Origin of the sequence: Neobacillus canaveralius, from assembly GCF_047237705.1 — a bacterium.
GTDB lineage: Bacteria > Bacillota > Bacilli > Bacillales > Cytobacillaceae > Neobacillus > Neobacillus niacini_K.
Window position 1 is genome coordinate 2057294 of record NZ_JBDFLL010000001.1, and the last position, 21246, is coordinate 2078539.

The 21246-nt window shown below is 39.6% G+C and carries 20 protein-coding genes; 18 read left to right on the top strand and 2 right to left on the bottom strand.

All coding sequences use genetic code 11. The features are described from left to right. The first annotated feature begins 157 nt into the window (after positions 1–157). Both ABC255_RS10515 and ABC255_RS10520 read left to right on the top strand, forming a co-directional pair. Positions 158–1624, top strand: coding sequence for an NAD(P)/FAD-dependent oxidoreductase (locus ABC255_RS10515; protein WP_412993309.1), 1467 nt, complete (start codon positions 158–160; stop codon positions 1622–1624). Positions 1625–1693: 69 nt separating this feature from the next. After that, the gene (locus ABC255_RS10520; protein WP_412993311.1) at positions 1694–2668 is read left to right on the top strand and encodes a S66 family peptidase; all 975 of its coding nucleotides are present in this window, start codon (positions 1694–1696) and stop codon (positions 2666–2668) included. 24 nt (positions 2669–2692) lie between these two features. Here the strand turns inward: ABC255_RS10520 and ABC255_RS10525 are convergent, their stop codons facing one another. Continuing rightward, a complete protein-coding gene (locus ABC255_RS10525) occupies positions 2693–4057 on the bottom strand; it encodes a TrkH family potassium uptake protein (RefSeq protein WP_412993313.1) in 1365 nt (454 codons plus the stop codon). A gap of 182 nt (positions 4058–4239) precedes the next feature. On the opposite strand from ABC255_RS10525, the gene ABC255_RS10530 reads away from it, so the two are divergent. The 9 genes from ABC255_RS10530 to ABC255_RS10570 all read left to right on the top strand — a co-directional run bounded on the left by ABC255_RS10530 (position 4240) and on the right by ABC255_RS10570 (position 13938). Then, complete coding sequence (locus tag ABC255_RS10530; RefSeq protein ID WP_412993315.1) at positions 4240–5586, top strand: aspartate aminotransferase family protein; 1347 nt, start codon at positions 4240–4242, stop codon at positions 5584–5586. Then, the gene (locus ABC255_RS10535; protein ID WP_412993317.1) at positions 5587–6279 is read left to right on the top strand and encodes a CoA transferase subunit A; all 693 of its coding nucleotides are present in this window, start codon (positions 5587–5589) and stop codon (positions 6277–6279) included. Then, positions 6264–6929: a 3-oxoacid CoA-transferase subunit B gene (locus ABC255_RS10540; RefSeq protein WP_412993319.1), complete on the top strand. Its 666-nt coding sequence runs from the start codon at positions 6264–6266 to the stop codon at positions 6927–6929. Before ABC255_RS10535 ends, ABC255_RS10540 begins: the two co-directional genes overlap by 16 nt. A gap of 34 nt (positions 6930–6963) precedes the next feature. Continuing rightward, a complete protein-coding gene (locus ABC255_RS10545; RefSeq protein ID WP_412993321.1) occupies positions 6964–8232 on the top strand; it encodes a peptidase in 1269 nt (422 codons plus the stop codon). A gap of 73 nt (positions 8233–8305) precedes the next feature. Beyond that, positions 8306–9727, top strand: a complete 1422-nt coding sequence (locus ABC255_RS10550) for an aldehyde dehydrogenase family protein (RefSeq protein ID WP_412993323.1) — start codon at positions 8306–8308, stop codon at positions 9725–9727. Between the two features lie 62 nt (positions 9728–9789). Continuing rightward, the gene (gene ablB, locus ABC255_RS10555; protein ID WP_412993325.1) at positions 9790–10644 is read left to right on the top strand and encodes a putative beta-lysine N-acetyltransferase; all 855 of its coding nucleotides are present in this window, start codon (positions 9790–9792) and stop codon (positions 10642–10644) included. 50 nt (positions 10645–10694) lie between these two features. Beyond that, positions 10695–12080: a sigma-54 interaction domain-containing protein gene (locus tag ABC255_RS10560; protein ID WP_412993327.1), complete on the top strand. Its 1386-nt coding sequence runs from the start codon at positions 10695–10697 to the stop codon at positions 12078–12080. Between the two features lie 132 nt (positions 12081–12212). Then, entirely contained in the window at positions 12213–13646 is a 1434-nt protein-coding gene (gene kamA, locus ABC255_RS10565) for a lysine 2,3-aminomutase (protein ID WP_412993329.1), read from the top strand. A gap of 10 nt (positions 13647–13656) precedes the next feature. Then, on the top strand, positions 13657–13938 hold the full coding sequence (locus ABC255_RS10570; RefSeq protein WP_412993331.1) for a YokU family protein: 282 nt from the start codon (positions 13657–13659) through the stop codon (positions 13936–13938). 36 nt (positions 13939–13974) lie between these two features. Here the strand turns inward: ABC255_RS10570 and ABC255_RS10575 are convergent, their stop codons facing one another. Then, positions 13975–15078, bottom strand: a complete 1104-nt coding sequence (locus tag ABC255_RS10575; RefSeq protein ID WP_412993333.1) for an AI-2E family transporter — start codon at positions 15076–15078, stop codon at positions 13975–13977. Positions 15079–15253: 175 nt separating this feature from the next. On the opposite strand from ABC255_RS10575, the gene ABC255_RS10580 reads away from it, so the two are divergent. From ABC255_RS10580 to ABC255_RS10610, 7 genes are all read left to right on the top strand, one after another. After that, positions 15254–15472 carry a YozE family protein gene (locus tag ABC255_RS10580; RefSeq protein WP_412998530.1) on the top strand — a complete coding sequence of 73 codons (219 nt, stop codon included), beginning with the start codon at positions 15254–15256 and terminating at the stop codon, positions 15470–15472. Positions 15473–15701: 229 nt separating this feature from the next. Continuing rightward, positions 15702–16361 carry a GntR family transcriptional regulator gene (locus tag ABC255_RS10585; protein ID WP_412998531.1) on the top strand — a complete coding sequence of 220 codons (660 nt, stop codon included), beginning with the start codon at positions 15702–15704 and terminating at the stop codon, positions 16359–16361. A 149-nt stretch (positions 16362–16510) separates the two neighbouring features. Then, the gene (locus ABC255_RS10590) at positions 16511–17530 is read left to right on the top strand and encodes a zinc-binding alcohol dehydrogenase family protein (RefSeq protein ID WP_412993334.1); all 1020 of its coding nucleotides are present in this window, start codon (positions 16511–16513) and stop codon (positions 17528–17530) included. A gap of 42 nt (positions 17531–17572) precedes the next feature. Next, positions 17573–18649, top strand: coding sequence for a mannonate dehydratase (uxuA, locus tag ABC255_RS10595; protein ID WP_412993336.1), 1077 nt, complete (start codon positions 17573–17575; stop codon positions 18647–18649). After that, on the top strand, positions 18649–19485 hold the full coding sequence (locus ABC255_RS10600; RefSeq protein ID WP_412993338.1) for an SDR family oxidoreductase: 837 nt from the start codon (positions 18649–18651) through the stop codon (positions 19483–19485). The genes uxuA and ABC255_RS10600 overlap by 1 nt, the downstream gene beginning before the upstream one ends. Positions 19486–19625: 140 nt before the next feature. After that, positions 19626–20639, top strand: a complete 1014-nt coding sequence (locus ABC255_RS10605; protein WP_412993340.1) for a TRAP transporter substrate-binding protein — start codon at positions 19626–19628, stop codon at positions 20637–20639. 33 nt (positions 20640–20672) lie between these two features. Beyond that, a complete protein-coding gene (locus ABC255_RS10610) occupies positions 20673–21242 on the top strand; it encodes a TRAP transporter small permease (protein ID WP_412993342.1) in 570 nt (189 codons plus the stop codon). Positions 21243–21246 lie beyond the last annotated feature (4 nt).

Here is a 21246-nt window from a genome sequence, read left to right on the forward strand (position 1 = left end):
AGCCTGAGTTTTTTTGTTATTTTCTAAAAACAAGCCAAACACGAACAATAGTGATTTGTTTTTATTTATAGTTCGTTTTTAATGTTGACGGGGAGATTAATCTCTGATATATTTACCAAGGGTTAAGTAAATACATACGTCTTGGAGGTTTTGGACAATGGAAAATAGATATGATGTGATAGTAGTGGGTGCAGGCCCAGCGGGGATTTTTACCTGCTATGAACTTACACTTAAAATGCCGAACGCAAAGGTGCTGTTGGTGGATAAGGGGCATAATATTTACCTTAGAAATTGTCCAATTCTAGAAAATAAAATTGAGAAATGTCCTCCAGCTGCGGGCAAGAAAGAGTATGCAGGATGTTTACCGGCATGTTCTATTACTAGCGGCTTCGGCGGTGCAGGTGCATATTCGGATGGAAAGTTTAATATCACCAGTGAATTTGGTGGATGGATGACCGATTATCTACCTGATTCTCAAGTGGTCGATTTAATTAAATATGTGGATGAAATTAATTTAAGTCACGGTGCAACAGAAAGTATTACCGATCCACTTACAGATAAAGTGAAGGATATCGAACGACGCGCCTTTGCAGCTGGATTAAAATTGTTACGTGCTCAAGTTCGCCACCTAGGAACAGAGCAAAACTTAAAAATTATGAAAAGTATCTATGAATACTTAAATGATAAAATTGAAATGTCATATAAAACAGAAGTCCAGGATTTAATCACTGAAAGGACTCCTGATGGGTATGTTGTAAAAGGAATCAAGCTGAAAGGTGATAAGGACATTTATGCAGATAAGGTCGTTATTACTCCTGGTCGTGATGGTTCAAAATGGCTGACTGAGATTCTAAAGTCACGTCGCCTGAAAATGACAAGCAATCAAGTAGATATCGGCGTTCGTGTAGAGACTTCTGACATCGTTATGAAGGAGATCAATGACAATTTATACGAAGGGAAATTTGTTTTCAATACATCCGTTGGAACACGAGTACGGACGTTTTGCAGCAATCCTTCCGGACATGTAGTCGTTGAAAATCACTCAGGTATCATGCTTGCAAATGGCCATGCCTATAAGGATCCGAAGCTTGGAAGTCCAAATACCAACTTTGCCTTGCTTGTATCTCATACATTCTCCGAGCCTTTTGATAAGCCAAACGAATATGCGCACGAAGTTTCACGACTTGCCAACGCTCTTTCCAATGGCGGCTTAATCGTGCAAAAGTATGGAGATATCTTAAAAGGCCGTCGTTCAACGGAAAGAAGAATTAAAGAGGGATTCATTGAGCCGACACTTAAAGAAGCGGTTCCAGGTGACCTTGGTCTAGTACTTCCTTATAATACACTCAAGAGTTTAATAGAGATGACCGAGGCGTTGAATCAAGTAACACCTGGGATTGCTTCAGAACATACATTGTTCTACGGTGTAGAAGCGAAATTCTACTCTGCAAGACCGAAACTTAATGACCGGTTTGAATCAGAAATCAGCGGATTGTATGTTGGAGGAGATGGCGCAGGAATTACCCGCGGTCTAGCACAGGCAAGTGCATGCGGCGTCTGGATTGCAAGAGATATCATCCAAAAAGCTACAACCGAACGTAATAAGGAAGTCGTTTTGAACTAAACCCGCTAAATTAGCGGGTTTTTACATTTTTGTAGTAAACTATTTAAAAAAAGGAGGAAACTTAATATCATGCTGCCAAATAGATTATCTCCTGGGGATGAAATTAGGGTGATTGCGCCATCTACGAGCATGGCGGTCATTAAGGGGAAGCAAGTGGAACTTGCGACACAGCGGTTATACCAGCTTGGCTTTACCGTCACTTTTGGGAAACATGTGGAAGAACACGATGAATTCTTCACGACTTCCATCGAACAAAGGATTGAAGATTTACATGACGCCTTTCGGGATCCAAATGTTAAAGGGATTTTAACCGCGCTCGGTGGCTATCATGCGAATCAGTTATTAAACTACATAGATTACGATTTAATCCAATCAAATCCTAAAGTGTTATGCGGCTACAGCGACATAACAGCATTAAATGCGGCCATTTATCAAAAAACGGGGTTAATCACGTATTCGGGACCATTTTTTTCAACGTTTGGTGTGAAATATGGCATTGATTACACGCTTCAATCTTTCTTAGAAGCTGTAACGAATGACGCACCCTATGAGGTGTATCCTTCACCTGCCTGGAGTGATGATAAGTGGTATCTGGATCAGGAGGAACGCACTTTCATCGAACAGGAAAACTATTTAGTCATCCATGAAGGCGCAGCAGAAGGAAAACTGATCGGTGGAAATTTAAGTACGCTGCACCTATTGCAGGGGACGGTATACATGCCGTCACTAAAAGATTGTATTCTTTTTATCGAGGAGGATAATGAAGCACATGTTCATTCTTTTGACCGCGTGCTTCAATCACTGCTTCAGCTGCCTGATGCAGCCAGTATAAGAGGAATTCTCATTGGTAGGTTTCAGAAGGATTCAAACGTTACAGAAGCTGCAATAAAGAGGGTCATCGCAACAAAAAAAGAACTAAAAAATATCCCTGTAATCGCAAATGTCAATTTCGGACATGTTCAGCCTATTGCGACGATCCCAATGGGAGTAAACGCAGCGATAAGTGGTTCAGGAACAACTACAACAATTACCATAAACACATAACAAAAGGGGGACCCAAATCCCCCTTTAACCAATCGTCACTTTTTCTTTTGGATAATGAATTTTCTCCTGGCTATTATCTTTGCCTCTTAAAATCAGCAGGCACGTTACAATCCCCAATCTTCCGATAAACATCAAAAGGATAATGAGGATTTTCCCAAATGTAGTTAATATCGGGGTTAAACCCATTGATAATCCATTGGTTCCAAACGCAGAAGTTACTTCAAACACTACTTGAATCAAGGTTCCTTTTTCCGTAATTGATAGAATTAAAATCGAGAGCAAACAAAGGGCTGCCGCAGTTGAAATTACAATAAATGATTTAATAACATCCTCCGTATGCAGTTCTCTTCTAAATACTTTAATTGAACCTTTTCCCCTCGCATAAAAGAAAATCGCTAGTAAAACAATTGCAAACGTCGTGGTCCGAATTCCACCGCTGGCGCTGCTGGGTGAGCCGCCAATGAACATTAAAACGGACATAAAGAGCTGATTGCTGACGGTAAATTCATTTATATCCATAGTAGCTAAACCTGCGCTTTTGGTGGTCACTGAATTAAATAGTGAATAAAAAAAAGTTTCATGCCAGGATTTATCAGCAAAAAAATGATAACTATCCAGTAAATAAATGATCAGACCTCCTACAATTGTTAGAATGACAAAAGTAGAAGTAGTTAATTTTGTAAACAGGGTAAAATGATATCTTTTTTTACTTTTTAAACTTAGGAAGAATTCATAAACCTCAACAATAACGGGGAATCCAATTGCTCCGATAATCATCAAAAAAATAATAACTGTTTGTGCAAAGTAGTCATTATTAAAAGGTATTAATGAACTTCCTGTAATATCAAATCCTGCATTTGTAGTGGCACTAATCGATCCGAAAAATCCATGTTTAAAAGCAGATATGGGGCTTTCATAGTAGTTTAAGAATCGTAATCCTAAAATAATTCCTCCAATAATTTCAACCGAAATGATGGTAATAAAAACCCGTTTAGCCAGCTGTACTAAACCAGATAAATTAGATTGATTTTGGTCCACCATGATCAGTTGGCGTTCCTTTAATCCTACTTTTTTACCAATCATAATCCATAGGAAGGTACTAAGTGACATAACACCTAATCCACCTATTTGGAGGATGATACATAAGAGAAAAATACCAAAATGATTAAATGTATCTTTTAAGGAGATGACACTTAGACCTGTTACACTTACAGCACTAGCCGATGTAAATAGGGCATCAATAAAACTAATGGATGCATTTTCACGATGTGCCAAGGGTATTTTCAAAAGTAACGTAGAAATGATTAAAGCAGATAAGTAAAAAATAACAATTAATTGAATCGTTGATAATTCTTTCTTTTTGGAAAAAGGCTTTTTCGGTATATTCATTTAATCCATCCTTATGTAAATCTAAGTGTAATTTTATATGAACTACCCCAAAAAGTAAAAGATAGTTTTCTATAAGACAAAGTAACCGCAAACGAGCTGGTTCACCCCTTTTAAATCTAAATAAGATGAAAGTATTAAAAAACTCGCTCATACAATGAACTAAAAGGGGAAGTGGTGTCAGGTTGGAACGTACGTATCTCATAAAACCAGCACTCGATGATACCCTGCCGATGATTGATTACGGCAAAGGGGTTTATTTGTATGATCGGGATGGAAAGAAATATCTTGATGGTGCCTCAGGCGCTGTCACCGCGAATATTGGCCACGGAGTATCAGAAATCATCGAAGCAATGCAGGAACAGGCAAAAAAAATATCGTTCGTTTATCGCTCTCAATTTACGAGTGAAGCAGCTGAAAAGCTGGCTGAAAAAATTTCAGCACTTACTCCAGGAGACCTAAATTGGTGCTTCTTTGTTAATAGCGGTTCTGAAGCGGTCGAAACTGCAATGAAAATGGCAATACAATATTGGCAGGAAAAAGGAATACAAACAAAAACGAAGGTGTTATCAAGGTGGGTCAGCTATCATGGAATCACTTTAGGTGCACTTTCTTTGTCTGGACATACAGGAAGAAGAGCGCGATTTGTTCCGCTGCTCGAGGATTTTCCGGTAATAAATCCCCCTTACTGCTATCGCTGTCCCTATAACCTTCGTGCACCTTCCTGCGGATTTCTTTGTGCACAGGAGCTAGAACAAGTAATCAAACGGATTGGTGCCGAGCATATTGCGGCCTTTATCGCAGAACCAGTAATCGGAGCAGCGGGCGGTGCTATTGCAGCTCCTAAGGATTATTTTAAAGTAATCAAAAAAATCTGTGATGATAATGATATCCTTTTTATTGCCGATGAGGTTATGACCGGTTTTGGACGCACGGGATCAATGCTTGCAATGGAGCAATATGGTGTTATTCCTGATATTGTGGCACTAGGAAAAGGGATGGGTGCAGGCTATGCTCCAATAGCGGCGGCACTTGCAAGTGAAAAGGTCATTGAGCCCATTTTGGCGGGTACAAAAGTAGTGATGAGCGGACATACCTTAAGTGCAAATCCACAATCCTGCGCAGTTTCTCTCGCCGTACTAGAATATTTAGAAAAAAACAAGATTGTTAGTAGGGTAGAATCCAAGGGAGAATATCTAATGAATCTTCTGCTCCCATTAAAAAATCAATATTCCTTTATCGGTGATATTAGGGGGAAAGGGTTATTGCTTGGAATTGAATTTGTCGAGGATGCTGCCAATAAAACTCCTTTTCCTCGAAATGCACAAATAACCCAAACCATGATTGCTCTTGCAAAAGAAAAGGGACTGCTCGTTTATCCAGCAGGCTCCGGTATTGATGGGGTTAACGGTGACTCAATTATTGTTTCGCCTCCATTAACCATTACAAAAAGTGAAATAGAAGAATTGGTTTCCCTGTTAGCAGAAGCCTTTGAAGATTTTTCAAAGCAAATGAAGTCGGGTGGTGTGTAGATGGAGAATCCATTTGGGAAAATTACAACCTTAGAAAAAGTTCTGGAACTTTTCTATAACGGAATGACCTTAATGTTTGGGGGATTCGGCGGTGTCGGATCCCCGCCGACGCTCATTGAAGGTATCCTCGAAAAAGGGATACGGGATATCACATTAATCGGAAATGATACTGGATTTCCTCATATCGGCATCGGAAAATTGGTGAGTCAGGAAAGGGCAGTAAAGGTAATTGCCTCACATATTGGTTCCAATCCAATTGCCGGTAAACTCATGCATGAAGGAAGGCTTGAGGTTGAATTTTCGCCGCAAGGGATATTAGCAGAAAGGATTCGTGCTGGAGGAGTTGGTCTTCCAGCGATTCTAAGTGATATTGGAATGAGCAATGAACTCGTATCAAAAGATAAGCCCCATTTTCTCCTGGGCGGGAAGGACTACTTAATTGAAACAGCTTTAACCGCAGAAGTATCAATCGTTTATGCCAAAAAAGCAGACCCCTATGGAAATTTAATTTATGACAAAAGTGCTCGAAATACGAATCCCCTTGTGGCTATGGCAGGAGATATCACCATTGCAGAGGTAGAGGAAATCGTTCCACTCGGAAGTCTTGACCCTGATGAGATTATTACTCCTGGTGTGTTCGTCGACCATATTATTCCTTCGAAGGGAGTGAACTGGAAATGGGCTTGGGAGTGAATTTTCGCAATACCATTGCAAGAAGAGCAGCAGAAGAAATACGTGATGGAATGGTGGTAAACCTCGGAATTGGAATTCCCTCCTTGGTTCCCAATCATTTACCCAAGAACATGATGGTCATGTTTCATGCTGAAAATGGGATTACAGGAATGGGACCAAGCCCCGAAAAAGGGAGTGAAGATGAGAATTTATGTAATGCCGGCGGCTTTCCTGTTACCTTGAACCAAGGAGGTTCTTATTGTGACAGCGCTGTGGCCTTCGGCATGATTCGCAGAGGGCGGGTGGATATCACCATATTGGGTTCCCTTCAAGTTAGCGCGCGGGGGGACTTGGCAAACTGGATCGTTCCTGGGAAAAAAGTCCCTGGAATGGGCGGTGCAATGGAACTGGCACAAAAAGCAAGAAAAGTAATTGTATTAATGAATCATTGTGATAAGGCAGGGAATCCGAAAATAGTCAAGTCTTGCACCTTACCGCTAACCTCTGCTACTTGTGTGGATATTATCATAACAGAATTGGCAGTATTCAAGGTGACTTCTCAAGGATTACTGTTAACAGATTTGTTCGCACCATACGATTTGCAAATAGTCGCCAATAAGACGGAATGTGATTTTACGGTAAGTGATACGATTCGGAAAATATCCTATTAATCTCACCCATTCTTCTGAAGAAGGAGTGAAAGTATTGAGTAATCATGAAGAATTAATCAAGCAATGGTTAAAGGACAATCGTGCCAGAGGAACTCGGTTTTTACAAATACTAGTTCAAGAGAATAGTATAAGAGGAAATGAAAGTAGTGCACAGGCTGTCATCATTGAAAAATGCCGGCAGTTAGGGTTGAGTCTCGATATTTGGGAAATTGACAGGGAGGAGTTAAAGGAGCATGAGGCTTTCTGCTGTGACCGTCAGAGCTTTGAAGGAAACCCGAACGTCGTTGCTGTTTTAAAAGGAACGGGAGGCGGAAAGTCAATCATCCTAAATGGACATATCGATGTGGTACCGGTCGGCGATGAGAAGAACTGGGAACACGATCCATTTAGTGGTCATATTGAGTGTGGTAAACTCTATGGTCGCGGCAGCACAGATATGAAGGGTGGAACTGCTGCGCTCATTATGGCAATCGAGGCTATTATTGCTTTGGGAATTAAACTTAAAGGAGATGTTATATTTCAAAGTGTCATAGAAGAAGAAAGCGGTGGTGCTGGTACGCTTGCTGCTGTTCTAAGAGGCTACCGAGCAGACGGGGCGATTATCCCGGAACCAACTGGATTGAAAATATTTCCGAAGCAGCAGGGTTCGATGTGGTTTAGAATTACGGTAAAAGGCAGGGCAGCACATGGCGGAACAAGATACGAAGGTGTTAGTGCTATTGAAAAAGCAGTATTGGTGATACAAAAACTGCAACAATTTGAGAGAAATCGGAATATAAAAATCACTGATCCGCTATTTAACAGCATTCCAATCCCAATCCCGATAAATATAGGGAAAATAAATAGTGGTGAATGGCCATCATCTGTTCCTGACTTGGCTGTAATTGAAGGAAGAATGGGTGTATCCCCTGAAGAAACTATTTCGGCTGCTCAAGCGGAAATGGCAGCTGTTTTGGATGAAATCAATGAACAAGATGAATGGTTCCAAGAAAATCCACTTGAGATTGAATGGTTTGGAGGAAGATGGCTTCCTGGTAACCTTGAAGTGGATCATCCATTAATGAAGACACTATCTGAGAGTTTTGTAAAAATTAAAGGAGAGGAGCCAGTCATTGAAGCAAGCCCCTGGGGAACTGATGGTGGTATTCTCTCAAATGTGGGAAATACACCTGTGGTTGTTTTTGGTCCGGGAATTACTGCTACGGCACATGACGCCAATGAGCACATTCTTTTAGAGGATATGTTTGCAACATGTAAGATTATTGCTCTAACACTTTTGAAGTGGTGTGAAGTCAGTGAATAATAGGAAATCCCTTCGACCTAGTAAAATTTGGTACAATAGTAAATAATGAATCTTTTCATTTGGAGGGATTGGAATGAAGATAGATTTATGGATAGGCGGCGAATATCGAAGTGCATCTTCCTATTTGGAGTTGAAAAATCCATTTAACTTGGAGAGCCTTGCACAGATAGGTATTGCCAGTCAAGAAGATGTGGACGCGGCAATAGCTGCCGCTTGTAAAGCTCAAGGAAAAATGGCAGAATTACCTGCCTTTGAACGGGCAGAGATACTTGAAAGAGTAGTACAATTTCTTAAGGATGACCGAGAAGAATGTGCAAGAATAATAGCGTTGGAGGCGGCAAAACCGCTAAAAGGTGCTAGATCGGAAGTAGACCGAACGATTATGACCTATACCTTTGCAGCACATGAAGCGAGGAAAATTCACGGTGAAACCGTGCCGATGGACGCTGCGCCTGGAGGGCAGGGGAGGTTAGCTTTCACAGTCCGGGAACCATTAGGTGTCATAGCAGCAATCACTCCGTTCAATTTTCCAATGAATCTAGTTGCACATAAAGTCGGTCCAGCCATTGCAGCAGGTAATAGTGTTGTTTTAAAGCCCGCAAGTCAAACGCCATTATCTGCTTATAAGATAGCAGAATACTTTCACCGTGCAGGTTTACCCGCTGGTGCACTGAATGTCATTACCGGTAGCGGTCGCAGCATCGGTGATAACTTAATGAAAGATGACCGTATAAAAATGATTACCTTTACGGGAAGTCCTGAAGTGGGAACCTATATTCGTGAAAATTCTGGATTAAAGCGGGTAACACTGGAATTAGGATCAAATTCGGCATTAATTGTCGATGAAGGAGTAGGTTTAGATCAAGTCATCCCTAGGATTGTTAATGGAGCTTTTGCCTATCAAGGGCAGGTTTGTATTTCCATTCAAAGGATATTTGTTCATGAAAACATATTCGAGACTTTTGTGGAGCAGTTCGTTAGTGAAACGCAAAAGTTAAAAACTGGAAATCCATTAGAGGAAGATACAGACATTTCAGCGATGATTACTCGTTTTGATGTGCAGCGGACACAAAGTTGGGTTGAAGAAGCTGTAAAGAATGGTGCTGAATTGAGGTTGGGCGGAAGAGCGGAAGAAGGAATTTTCCAGCCAACCGTTCTCATAAATGTTCCATCTACCGAAAAAGTAAGTTGTGAAGAGGTCTTTGCACCAGTCGTGCATATCAATACTTTCAATGACTTTAATGAAGCGATCAACCTGGTAAATGATTCAAAATATGGGCTTCAAGCAGGAATTTTTACGAATGATATTCATAAAGCACTTCAAGCAGCCAAAAAACTTGAGGTTGGCGGTGTCATGATAAATGAAATCCCTACCTTCCGTGTAGACCAAATGCCGTATGGCGGAGTTAAAATGAGCGGAATGGGCCGGGAAGGAATTAAATATGCAGTAGAAGAAATGACTGAACTAAAGCTGATCAGCTTTAAAATAGAGTAGTGAAAATGTCTGGCTGACTTCCAGTCAGGCATTTTTTTCAATATAGGGAAGGAGTCAGCAAGATGAATCAAAGTGCTTCCACACTTCATATTAAGGAAGATAAATTCTATCTGGAAGTTTATCTCGATCCTTTTAATAAAAGAATTCGTATTGACGATTATCGCGGGAATACTCAACTAGTGCTGGAAAGAGCAGAGGAGTTAGCACGCAAGCACCAAGTGGAAAAATTAATAATGAAAGCGCGGTCAGAAGACACTTTATCCCTATTTGAAAAAGGCTTACAGCCGGAAGCTGTAGTTGATGGTTATTATCTTGGATCGAATGCCCATTTTTTTTCGAAGTTTTATACAGTAGAACGAAAGAAAAATGACCATTGGATTACAGAGGACGGAATGGTTGAGAGCATTTATCAATTAGACAGTGCCATAGACAAACCCTTTCCGCCAAAAGAGTATGAATTAAAGAAAGCAGATGAAACATGTGCTGAGGAGCTTTCGGGTTTGTACCGTGAAGTATTTCAAATTTACCCTACACCATTACACGACCCGGAATATGTGAAAAAGACCATGAAGGAAGGGACTATTTATTATGTTTTCTTTCACCAGGGGAAAATTGTCAGTGCTGCTTCTGCCGAAGTTAATTCTTTTTATAAAAATGCGGAATTAACGGATTGTGCAACCTTAAAGGAACACAGAAAATATGGGTTAATGAAAATTATCCTCCGTGAGTTAGAGGCAGAACTGAGAAGGCAGGGAATATTTTGTGCGTATTCGATTGCGAGGAGTTTGTCTTTTGGAATGAATGCAGTGTTATTCCAACTTGGATACAAGTATCGTGGCCGACTAATGAATAACTGCTATATTTATGACAAGCTTGAGAATATGAATATGTGGGTAAAGAATCTGGCGAACTGCTAATATTTCGGCTATTGGTGCTGAATTTTCGGCACCTTATGGGAGGTGAATTAATGGTTCAACTGATGGCACTTACGGAGGAAGTACTTTCAGCCATTCTGAAAACGATTGATGAGGGAATTCATGTGGTCAATACTGAGGGCAAAACCATTTTTTATAATGAAGTTGCAGCACGGCATGATGGCATGGATGTGAAGGAAGTACAGGGGAAACATTTATTAGATGCCTTTCCTTCCTTAACAGGGAATTCTAGCACATTGCTCCGAGTGATTAAAACTGGTAAACCTATCTATAATCAAACACAGGTTTATGTTAATATGCACGGAAAACAAATTGATACGATTAATACGACACTTCCTATACTTGTAGATAAAGAGATTATAGGCGCAGTTGAGATTGCGAAAGATTATTCGCGAATGAAGCAATTAGCAGAAAGCCTATTGGATTTACAAAGGAATGTGAATAAAACTTCTAAGAAAAATACATCAAAGAACGTTAAATACACGTTAGATGATTTAAAGAGTGTAAACCCAGCTTTTTTAAGCACGAAGGATGAAGCAGATCGATTGGCAAAATCAGATTCTCCGATTTTAGTATATGGCGAGAGTGGCACGGGCAAGGAGTTATTTGTACAAGGAATTCATCATGCCTCCCATCGAAATAATAGTCCTTTTATTGCGCAAAACTGTGCAGCCATCCCAGAAACACTGCTTGAAAGTATTCTTTTTGGTACCGCAAAAGGCAGCTACACTGGTGCTGTTGAGCGAAAAGGGCTATTTGAGCTTGCCGATGGAGGAACACTGTTTCTCGATGAGCTTCATACCATGCCGATTGAGCTACAGGCAAAGTTATTGCGGGTTTTAGAGGATGGGATGGTACGAAGGGTTGGGAGCTCACAAAACATCTGTGTTGATGTCCGTGTCATTGCAGCGATGAATGTCCATCCAAATATGGCGCTTCAAAGTCAAAAGCTTCGCTCTGACCTTTATTACCGCTTAAATGTGTTTACTTTTTCACTCCTGCCTCTTAGAGAACGGAAAGAGGATATCAAGTTATTGACCCAATATTTTATTGAGTTTTTTAATAAGACATTGCAGAAAAGGATTAGTGGAGTCGAGTGGAAAGTGGAAGGTGTCTTTATGAATCATCCTTGGCCAGGGAATGTAAGGGAGCTGAAGCATACGATTGAATATATGATGAATGTTTGCGATGACGAAATCCTTCGAATTAAAGACCTGCCAATTATGATGAAACAGCTTGCAGCAGGGAATGAAAATAGTGAGAACAAATTATCTCTAAGAAAAAATGTCGAAGAGCTTGAAAAACAACTGATTAAAACTGCACTCGACCAGTCAGCTGGAAATATCAAACAAGCAGCCAGGCTGTTAGAGATTCCAAGACAAACCTTACAATATAAAATCAAAAAGTTACGAGAATAACTGCCGAAGAATCGGCATTTTTTTTGTAATCATCACTTAAAAATCTATAATACCGTGACCTTACCCGGACTAAGTGCATTGGCATAATTCTTGCATAATATCTTAGTAAAGCAGGGTAAGGAGGAAATACACATGAAACAAACTTTATATAAGCCGGATAGGCATTGGAAAGATATAGAGCTATGGAAAGATGTAAATGAGGAGCAATGGAATGATTGGCTGTGGCAGCTGACCAATACCATTCGCACACTAGACGATTTAAAAAAGGTAATCAATTTAACTCCAGACGAAGAAGAGGGAGTTAGAATCTCAACAAAGACGATTCCACTTAATATAACACCGTATTATGCTTCACTAATGAACCCTGATGACCCACGCTGCCCAATTCGGATGCAGTCTGTTCCGATTTCTAAAGAAATCCATAAAACGAAATACGATCTTGAAGACCCTTTGTATGAGGATGAAGATTCACCAGTTCCCGGTTTAACGCATCGGTACCCAGACCGTGTCTTATTCCTTGTCACCAATCAATGCTCGATGTATTGCCGTTATTGTACGAGGAGGCGCTTCTCTGGACAAATTGGTATGGGCGTTCCAAAGAAACAGCTGGATGCAGCAATTAACTATATCCGTCAAACGCCGCAAGTACGAGATGTATTAATATCTGGCGGTGATGGGCTTCTCATTAATGATAATATCCTTGAATATATCTTGAAAAACCTCCGTGAAATTGATCACGTAGAAATTATTCGAATTGGAACGAGAGCGCCTGTGGTATTTCCGCAAAGAATTACTGAAAACCTCTGTAACATCTTAAAAAAATATCATCCAATTTGGTTGAATACTCATTTTAATACATCGATTGAAATAACAGAAGAGTCAAAAAAGGCATGTGAAATGCTCGCTAATGCTGGTGTTCCAGTCGGGAACCAATCGGTCATCCTCGCCGGAATTAACGACAGTGTTCCAATTATGAAAAAGCTTATGCACGACCTTGTTAAAATTCGTGTTCGTCCATATTATATTTATCAATGCGATCTTTCCGAGGGAATTGGGCATTTCCGTGCCCCCGTGTCAAAAGGTCTTGAAATTATTGAAGGCTTGCGTGGTCATACAAGTGGCTACGCAGTACCAACCTTTGTATTGGATGGTCCTGGCGGTGGCGGGAAGATTTCACTTCAGCCAAATTATTTAATTTCACAAAGTGCAGAAAAGGTTGTCCTCAGGAACTTTGAAGGAGTCATTACCTCTTATCCAGAACCAGAAAATTATAAGCCTGGAACAGCAGAGGGTTATTTTAAAGAGATTTATCCAGACATGGAGGAGAAACGCTCAAATGTTGGGATTGCAGGAATTATGAATGACCAACATTTCAACCTTGTTCCAGAGGGCTTACAAAGATTAAATCGTCGAAAAGAATACAATCAAAATCCTACTCATACTACATTGAAAGATAAACGAGGCAAGCGTGATGAGTTGAAGGAAAAGAAATTTCAGGCACTTCAAAACAAACCAACGCCTGCAAAAAAAAATGATTCTGATGAGAACTCTGCATCGAATGAATAGAGGGATGAATATGGGATTAGTCTGTGAATGGTGCGGGAGTGCTGCTAAAAATGGTGAGAATATCGTTTATTGGGAGCTTCCTGACGGCACAAGAGCCATTCAAATAATAGAAACCCCCGCAGTGGTTTGCGATGATTGTAATATGGTCTATCAAACAGATGAAATTACAAAGGAAATTGAAGATCAATTATTCCTGATTGATACGAAGAAAATTGGAAATAGCATCAGCTATAAAGAGTTAATGTCCCTTCCGAGGCTTTTGAAGAGAAATTATTTTGATTTCTCTTCCTAAAAACAAGACCCCTATCAGCCGATAGGGGTTCTTTCATTATTCAGTTTGTATAGGTTTGGCTGCGTTTTTTCTCGCTCTTAAAAACTTAACAAGGTTTAAGACAATGGTTTTCATGACTGCATAAAACGGGATAGCAAGAACCATCCCTAGGACCCCAGCAAGGTTTCCAGCAGCTAGTAATATAATGATGATGGTTGCTGGGTGGGTGTCCAAGCTTTTTCCGAGAATGAGCGGGGATAATACATTCCCTTCCACTTGTTGAGCAATGAGAATAACTACGATGACTAACAATGCTTTCGTAGGTGAATCAAATAAAGCAACAATGACGGCCGGTGCACCTCCAAGAATTGGACCGATATAAGGAATAATGTTGGTAAATGCTACGATTAAGGCCATGACAAGTGCAAAGGGTAAATCAATAATCAGGTAACCGATAAACGCCAGCGTGCCGACAGCCAATGCTACAGTAACTTGGCCTTGGATATAAGCAGAGAGAGTATCGCCTGTCTCTTTAAGGATGGATAAGCCTTCCTCCCTGTATGGGTTGGGAAGGAATTTTGAGATTGCTGTGGGAAACTTGTGTCCATCTTTAAACATGTAGAATAATAAAAAAGGAACCGTGACGAGAATGATAGCTATATTGGTTATCACACCAAGTATATTCGTTAAGCTTCCTGTAATCGTGTTAGGAAGGGTATTTGCAAATTCGATGAGTCTTTCCTGAACAGTTTCAAGAAGATCCTTTTGCTCGTCCATGATCCATTTAAATTCAGTTGATTTCATGACATTGTCAAAAAACTGCATGGTTTTATCAGCATACACTGGAAGTTCGTTCGCAAGAGCCGTAAATTGTTTTGTAATCGCAGGAATTAAATTTCCAATGGCAAGTACACAAATGAGTATAAAGACAACATAAATGATAATGATGGCTAATAGTCTAGGCACTTTATGACGCTGCAGAAAATTAACAACTGGATTAAGCAAAAAGTAAAGAAAGCCTGTGATTAGGATGGGGAAGAAGATGGTTGAAAAAAAGATTCCGATTGGTTCAAATAAGAAAGATATCTTAGTTGAAACCCAAATGATGGTTAAAATTAACAAGACTTGAATTAACCAGTATTGAAATTTTTTCTTTGCCAATGTTTGTACCTCTGTTTCTAAATATATTTGGTAAAATTATATCAAGTTTATGTAATTTATACCAATCATTCTTTAGACCGGTTTTCAATTAAGACTCTGGACGTAGATTCATACGTCAGTTATAGTATTTTTAACAATATCTTACCTAACGAAGAATAGAAAGGCGCAGTGTATGATTAAATCCTTTTATCACTTTTTAATGAAATACCGGCACCCGGAACCGAAGGATGCCATCAGTGTTTTTGCAAATGAGGCTTTTTTAGACCATAGCTTCCCAAAAATATCAGAAGACTACCATGAGCTCAGTTCTTACCTTGAATTTAATGGCCATTATCTAGAGTCAATGACTGTATTTGATGAAGCCTGGGAGCTTTATGTGCTATCAGAAAGCTAATTAAATTTTTGTAAATGCTTAAAAATCGTCTCTGCAAAAAGAGGCGATTTTTCTTTTACTCCGTTGTGCGCGAGGTTCCTACTTTATTAAAAGGGTAAAAAAAGGAATAGTTTGAATTTTTTTAAAAAATGGCTTCTCAAATGAAAATGGATATGTTAGAATCAGTGACATGCTAGTATGGTAGTATGGTAGTAAGGGGAGAGATGATTTGAAAATTATAGATACAAAAATGAAAGCGGGTACAACTAGGGAACAGATTTATTCTCTTCTAATGGAAGAAATATTAAAATTCCGACTTGTACCAGGTGATAAAATTTCTGAAAAAGAAATCTCGGAGAAATTTAATGTTAGCCGGACACCAGTTAGAGAAGCCTTCATTCAGCTTTCACAAGATGGATTATTAGATATTTATCCTCAAAAGGGGACGTGTGTTTCGCTAATTGATTTAAATCTAGTGGAAGAAGCACGATTCATGAGAGAGCATTTAGAGGTTGCAGTTATTCAGTTAGCTTGTCAATCCTTTCCGGAGGAACAGATATTTTCGTTAGAAATGAATTTAATGAGACAAGAAAAGGCGATAAAGGAAAAAGATTATGAAAAGCTTTTTGAACTAGATGAAGAATTTCATCGGACCATCTTCGAAGGCTGCAATAAAAACAATATTTGGAATTCGATTCAAGGTATGAACACTCATTTTAAACGATTACGGATGTTACGCTTAGCCACCAATTTAGATTGGGACAACATTTATCAACAGCATTTACTCCTTGTGAAATTCATTAAAAATAACATGGAGGAAGCTGCTGTTAATATGATGAAAAAACACTTAACCATGATTATTTTGGATAAAGAAAAAATTAGAAACGAGTACCCTACTTATTTTAAGTAACAAGATTATAAAATTCATGCAAGTTACAAATTTATATTTTTCGTCAAGAGTATGGGGTTCTAGAGGATTTAAATAATTATATTCGCTGCCTTTGTGCAGCAGATTTACTTTGTTCCTGCAAAAGCTTATTTGAATAGGAGTGTTTGTGTATGAAAGCTGTTCGTATTCCAAAACCAATGGAAATTGTTTTAGAAGAAGTTGAAAAACCAGGCATTAGCAGTCCAAATGAAGTACTTGTAAAAATAAAACGAGTAGGAATCTGTGGATCTGACATGCATATTTACCATGGAACTAACCCACTTGCCACCTATCCGAGAGTGGTTGGTCATGAGGTGGCTGGAGAAGTTGTGTCCATTGGTGAAGATGTAACCAATCTAAAACCTGGAGATCACGTTGTCGTAGAGCCAATCCGATATTGTGGTAAGTGTTATGCATGTCGGAAAGGACGCCCGAATGTATGTAACGAACTTTCTGTTTTTGGAGTTCATGAGGATGGAGGAATGCGTGAGTTTATTGTTCTTCCTGAAAATCAGCTTCATGCTGTTGATCCATCACTTGACTGGGATGAAATTGTGTTGGCCGAGCCTTATACCATTGGTGCTCAAGCTGTATGGCGCGGTAATGTTGAAGAAGGGGATACTGTTTTCATTCAGGGTTCCGGACCGATTGGCATTTGTGTCTTGAAAATGGCGAAGCTCGCAGGAGCAACAGTCATTATGTCTGATTTAAAAGAAGAACGACTTGCTTTTGCGAAAGAAAATGGCGCTGATTTTGTGATTAATGCCGGAAGCGAATCCATTGAAGAGAAAATAATGGAGTTTACAAAAGAAGAAGGTGTAAACGTTGTCATTGATGCCGTATGTTTACCGGCTACATTTGAGTTGAGTTTGAATGTCGCATCTGTTGCAGGTACCGTTGTTGTTCTTGGCTTTGATGAACGCCCATCGCAAATTCCACAATTGCCAATCACAAAGAAGGAATTAACGATTGTGGGCTCCCGACTTCAAACCTATCAATTTAAAAAAGTCGTTTCGTTATTAAATGAAAACAAACTAAACGAAAATGGATTAATCACTCATAAATTTTCTTCCAGTGATGTAAAAGAAGCTCTTACTTTTGTAGAGAAAAATCCAGACAGTGTAAGAAAAGCGCTTATTGTATTTGAGTAGATACTTCAAAAGAGTTAATTTAAAAAAGAAGGTGTCCTTTTTATGAATATGACATTTCGTTGGTATGGCAGGGATAATGATACCGTGTCACTTGAACAAATAAAACAAATTCCAAATGTGAAGGGGATTGTTTGGGCGTTACATAAAAAACAGGTTGGGGAAGTTTGGAATATTGATGAAATTCGTGAAGAAGTCGAGTATATCCAATCATATGGTTTTCATGCCGATGTAGTTGAGAGTGTGAACATCCATGAATCGATCAAGCTTGGTAATCAAGAGCGAGAGTATTATATTGAAAATTACAAACAAACCATTCGTAATTTAAGTGAGTTTAACGTAAAAGTGATTTGTTATAATTTTATGCCTGTTTTTGACTGGATCCGTACAGATTTATTTCACCCGCTTCCAGATGGTTCAACAGCTTTATTCTATGAGAAAGCAAAGCTTGATTCTCTTGGACCGAACGAGTTAATCGAAACCTTTGCAAGTGCTTCTTCGAAAATGACGTTAGCTGGGTGGGAACCTGAAAAATTAGCAGCAACTCAGGAATTGTTTGAGGCGTATAAAGAGATTGATGAGGAAAAACTCTGGGACAACCTGCGTTATTTCTTATTAGAAATTCTCCCTGTCTGTGAAGAGTGTGACATCAAAATGGCGATCCACCCGGACGATCCGCCTTGGAGCTTATTTGGGCTTCCGAGGATTATGACTGGTGAACAGAGTTTGGAAAGATTAGTTTCCATTTCTAATTCACCTGCAAACGGAATTACCTTTTGCACAGGTTCCTTAGGGTCAAATCCGAAAAATGATATGGTGTCTCTTGCTAAGAAATTCGCTGAGTATTGTCCATTTTCTCACCTTCGCAATGTGAAAATATTTGATAATGGTGATTTCATTGAAACGTCTCATTTTACTGCAGATGGATCTGTTGACCTTGCAGGGGTGGTCAAAGTCCTTGCTGAGGAAAGTTATGAAGGGTATGTAAGACCTGACCATGGCAGGCACATCTGGGAGGAAGATTGCCGTCCCGGATATGGATTGTATGATCGGGCACTTGGAATTATGTATTTGAACGGTCTATGGGATGCCTATTTTAAAATGAGAAAGGAGAACGTGTAATGTTACCTATACATGAACAGTTAAATGGAAGAGTGGCAGTTGTCACTGGTGGAAGTGGTGTTTTATGTTCAGAAATGTGCCGAGAACTTTCAAGGCACGGAGTAAAAGTCGCCATCTTAAATCGTACGGCTGAAAAAGGGGAAGCAGTCGCGGAAGAAATCCGCTCAAATGGTGGAATTGCCATTGCGTTAGCAGCGAATGTCCTTGATCGTACCTCATTAGAAAAGGCAAGAGATGAAGTTATTGAACAGTTTGGCAAGATTGATATTTTAATAAATGGTGCTGGTGGAAACCATCCTGATGCCATTACTGCAAATGAAACCCATGAAGAAAAAGTAGAAGGCAAAACCTTTTTTGATCTTGATGAAGCAGGTTTTTCACAGGTTTTTGCGAGCAATTTTACCGGGACATTTCTAGCAAGCCAAGTGTTTGGGGAAGCACTATTGGAACAAGATGCTCCATCGATTATTAATATCTCATCCATGAGTTCGTATTCACCAATGACAAAGGTACCTGCTTATAGTGCAGCCAAAAGTGCCATCAACAATTTCACGATGTGGATGGCTGTCCACTTTGCTGAAACGGGATTACGCGTGAATAGTATTTCACCAGGATTTTTCTTAACGAAGCAAAATCGTAATCTATTATTGAATGAAGATGGAACTCTAACATCACGATCAAACAAAATTATTACGAATACACCGATGAAACGATTTGGAAAACCTGAAGATCTACTTGGAACATTGATCTGGCTTGTTGATGAGTCATGTTCAGGGTTTGTAACAGGAATTACCGTTCCTGTAGATGGCGGATTTATGGCCTATTCAGGGGTATAGGTTTATGAATTTAGGAGTATAGGGGGCATCCCCTATATTCTGCTCCCAATGAAGAAGACAGAAAGATTTTAAAAATCTGTTTTTATTTGAATGGATATGACAGCGCTTTAAACAGAGTTAGGCGATGGGGGGAATAAGGGATGAAAAAGAAATTCGTAAAGGGTTTATTAGGGGTTGCATTTTTGACAGGAATGGCTGCGCTCTCAGGCTGCAGTTCGAATGCTGTGGCAGGCAAAAGTACTTTAGTGAAAGTGGGGACACCGTTTGCACCTACACACCCGGTAAATGTTGCACTGTTAGAGGTATTTGAACCAGAAATTGAAAAAAAGACAAATGGAAAATTTAATGTGGAAATCTATCATTCTGGTCAAATAGGTGGAGAAAAGCAATTATATGATTTTACTCGCAGCGGAATCGTTGAAGCTACAGCGGTTGGTACTGTTATGTGGAGTGAAGTTCCAATGATGTCGACTCCTGACTTTCCATTTATTTTTAGAGATGTGGAGCATGCGAGGAAAGTATATCAAGGAGAAGTCGGAAAGTATATTGCAGAGAATTTAGAATCACAGGAGCCTCTTCAATTTTTATCATGGCATCCAAATGGTGCACGTGTTTTTAGTTCTAGCAAACCGATTAACTCTGTAGAAGATTTTAAAGGACTTAAATTGAGAATGCCAAATAACCCGATTCATGTTCAGGTTGCACAGTCTCTCGGAGCTAACGCTCAAATTATGGATTTGGGGGAAGTGTTTACAGCATTAGAGCAAAATGTGGTCGATGGTCAGGATAACCCAATTTCAACGGTTAGACAAGAAGGATGGTATAACGTTCAAGATTATATTTATGAGTCGAATCATATGGTATCCTCGATTGAATTGTTGATGTCCAATGAGTTTTGGGAAACGTTAACGGAGGAAGAAAAAGAAATCTTCCAAGAGGTTGCTGATGTAACGTCTGATAAAAGCTGGGATTTATATCAAGACAGTCTTGAAGCAGATAGAAAGTTCCTGGAGGAATCAGGCTTAACCTATGTGGTTCCAACGGAAGAAGACAGAGAGAAATTGGTGAAGGCCATGGAGCCAGTTTATGAAGTGCTCTATGAAAAATATGATTGGGCGAAAGATTTGATTAAACGAATTCAGGCTGTTGAGTAGGAGAATTGGTTTTCGAACAAGGGGGGAAGGATTATGTCCAATTTTTTGGATAAGCTTTTCAAAAATGTAGATTATTTATTGGGTATCATGATGGCATTAATGGTGGGCTTCGTATTTCTAAATGTCGTTCTACGTGCTGGATTTAATTCAGGGCTTGTGTGGTCAGAAGAACTTGCTCGTTATTTGTTTGTGTTTATTACCTTTATCGGTGCCATTGGAGCGATGCGATCCAATTCACATTTAGGAATGGATGTTGTTGTCCGCCGCTTGCCGCATAAAGGAAAGATTGCTGTCTATTTCCTAAATCAAACGTTAATTCTCGTTGTTATGGGTATGCTTGTTCAAGGAACTTATAAGATGGTCGTTCAGAGTGTGGAAGCAAGAGCGGCTGCAACGGGAATTCCTATATCTGTTCTTTACGGCATTATGATTGTGACTGCTGTGTGTATTGGAGTTAATTGTATTGCGAACATCGTTAAGGTGATAAAGGATCCAAATAAGATTGATGAACTTGTCACTATGCATGAATCGGAAGAGGACGATATTGTTGAACAGGTTAACAGTGACAATAAAACCAATACCGCTGGAAAATTGAGCAGCTAAGGGG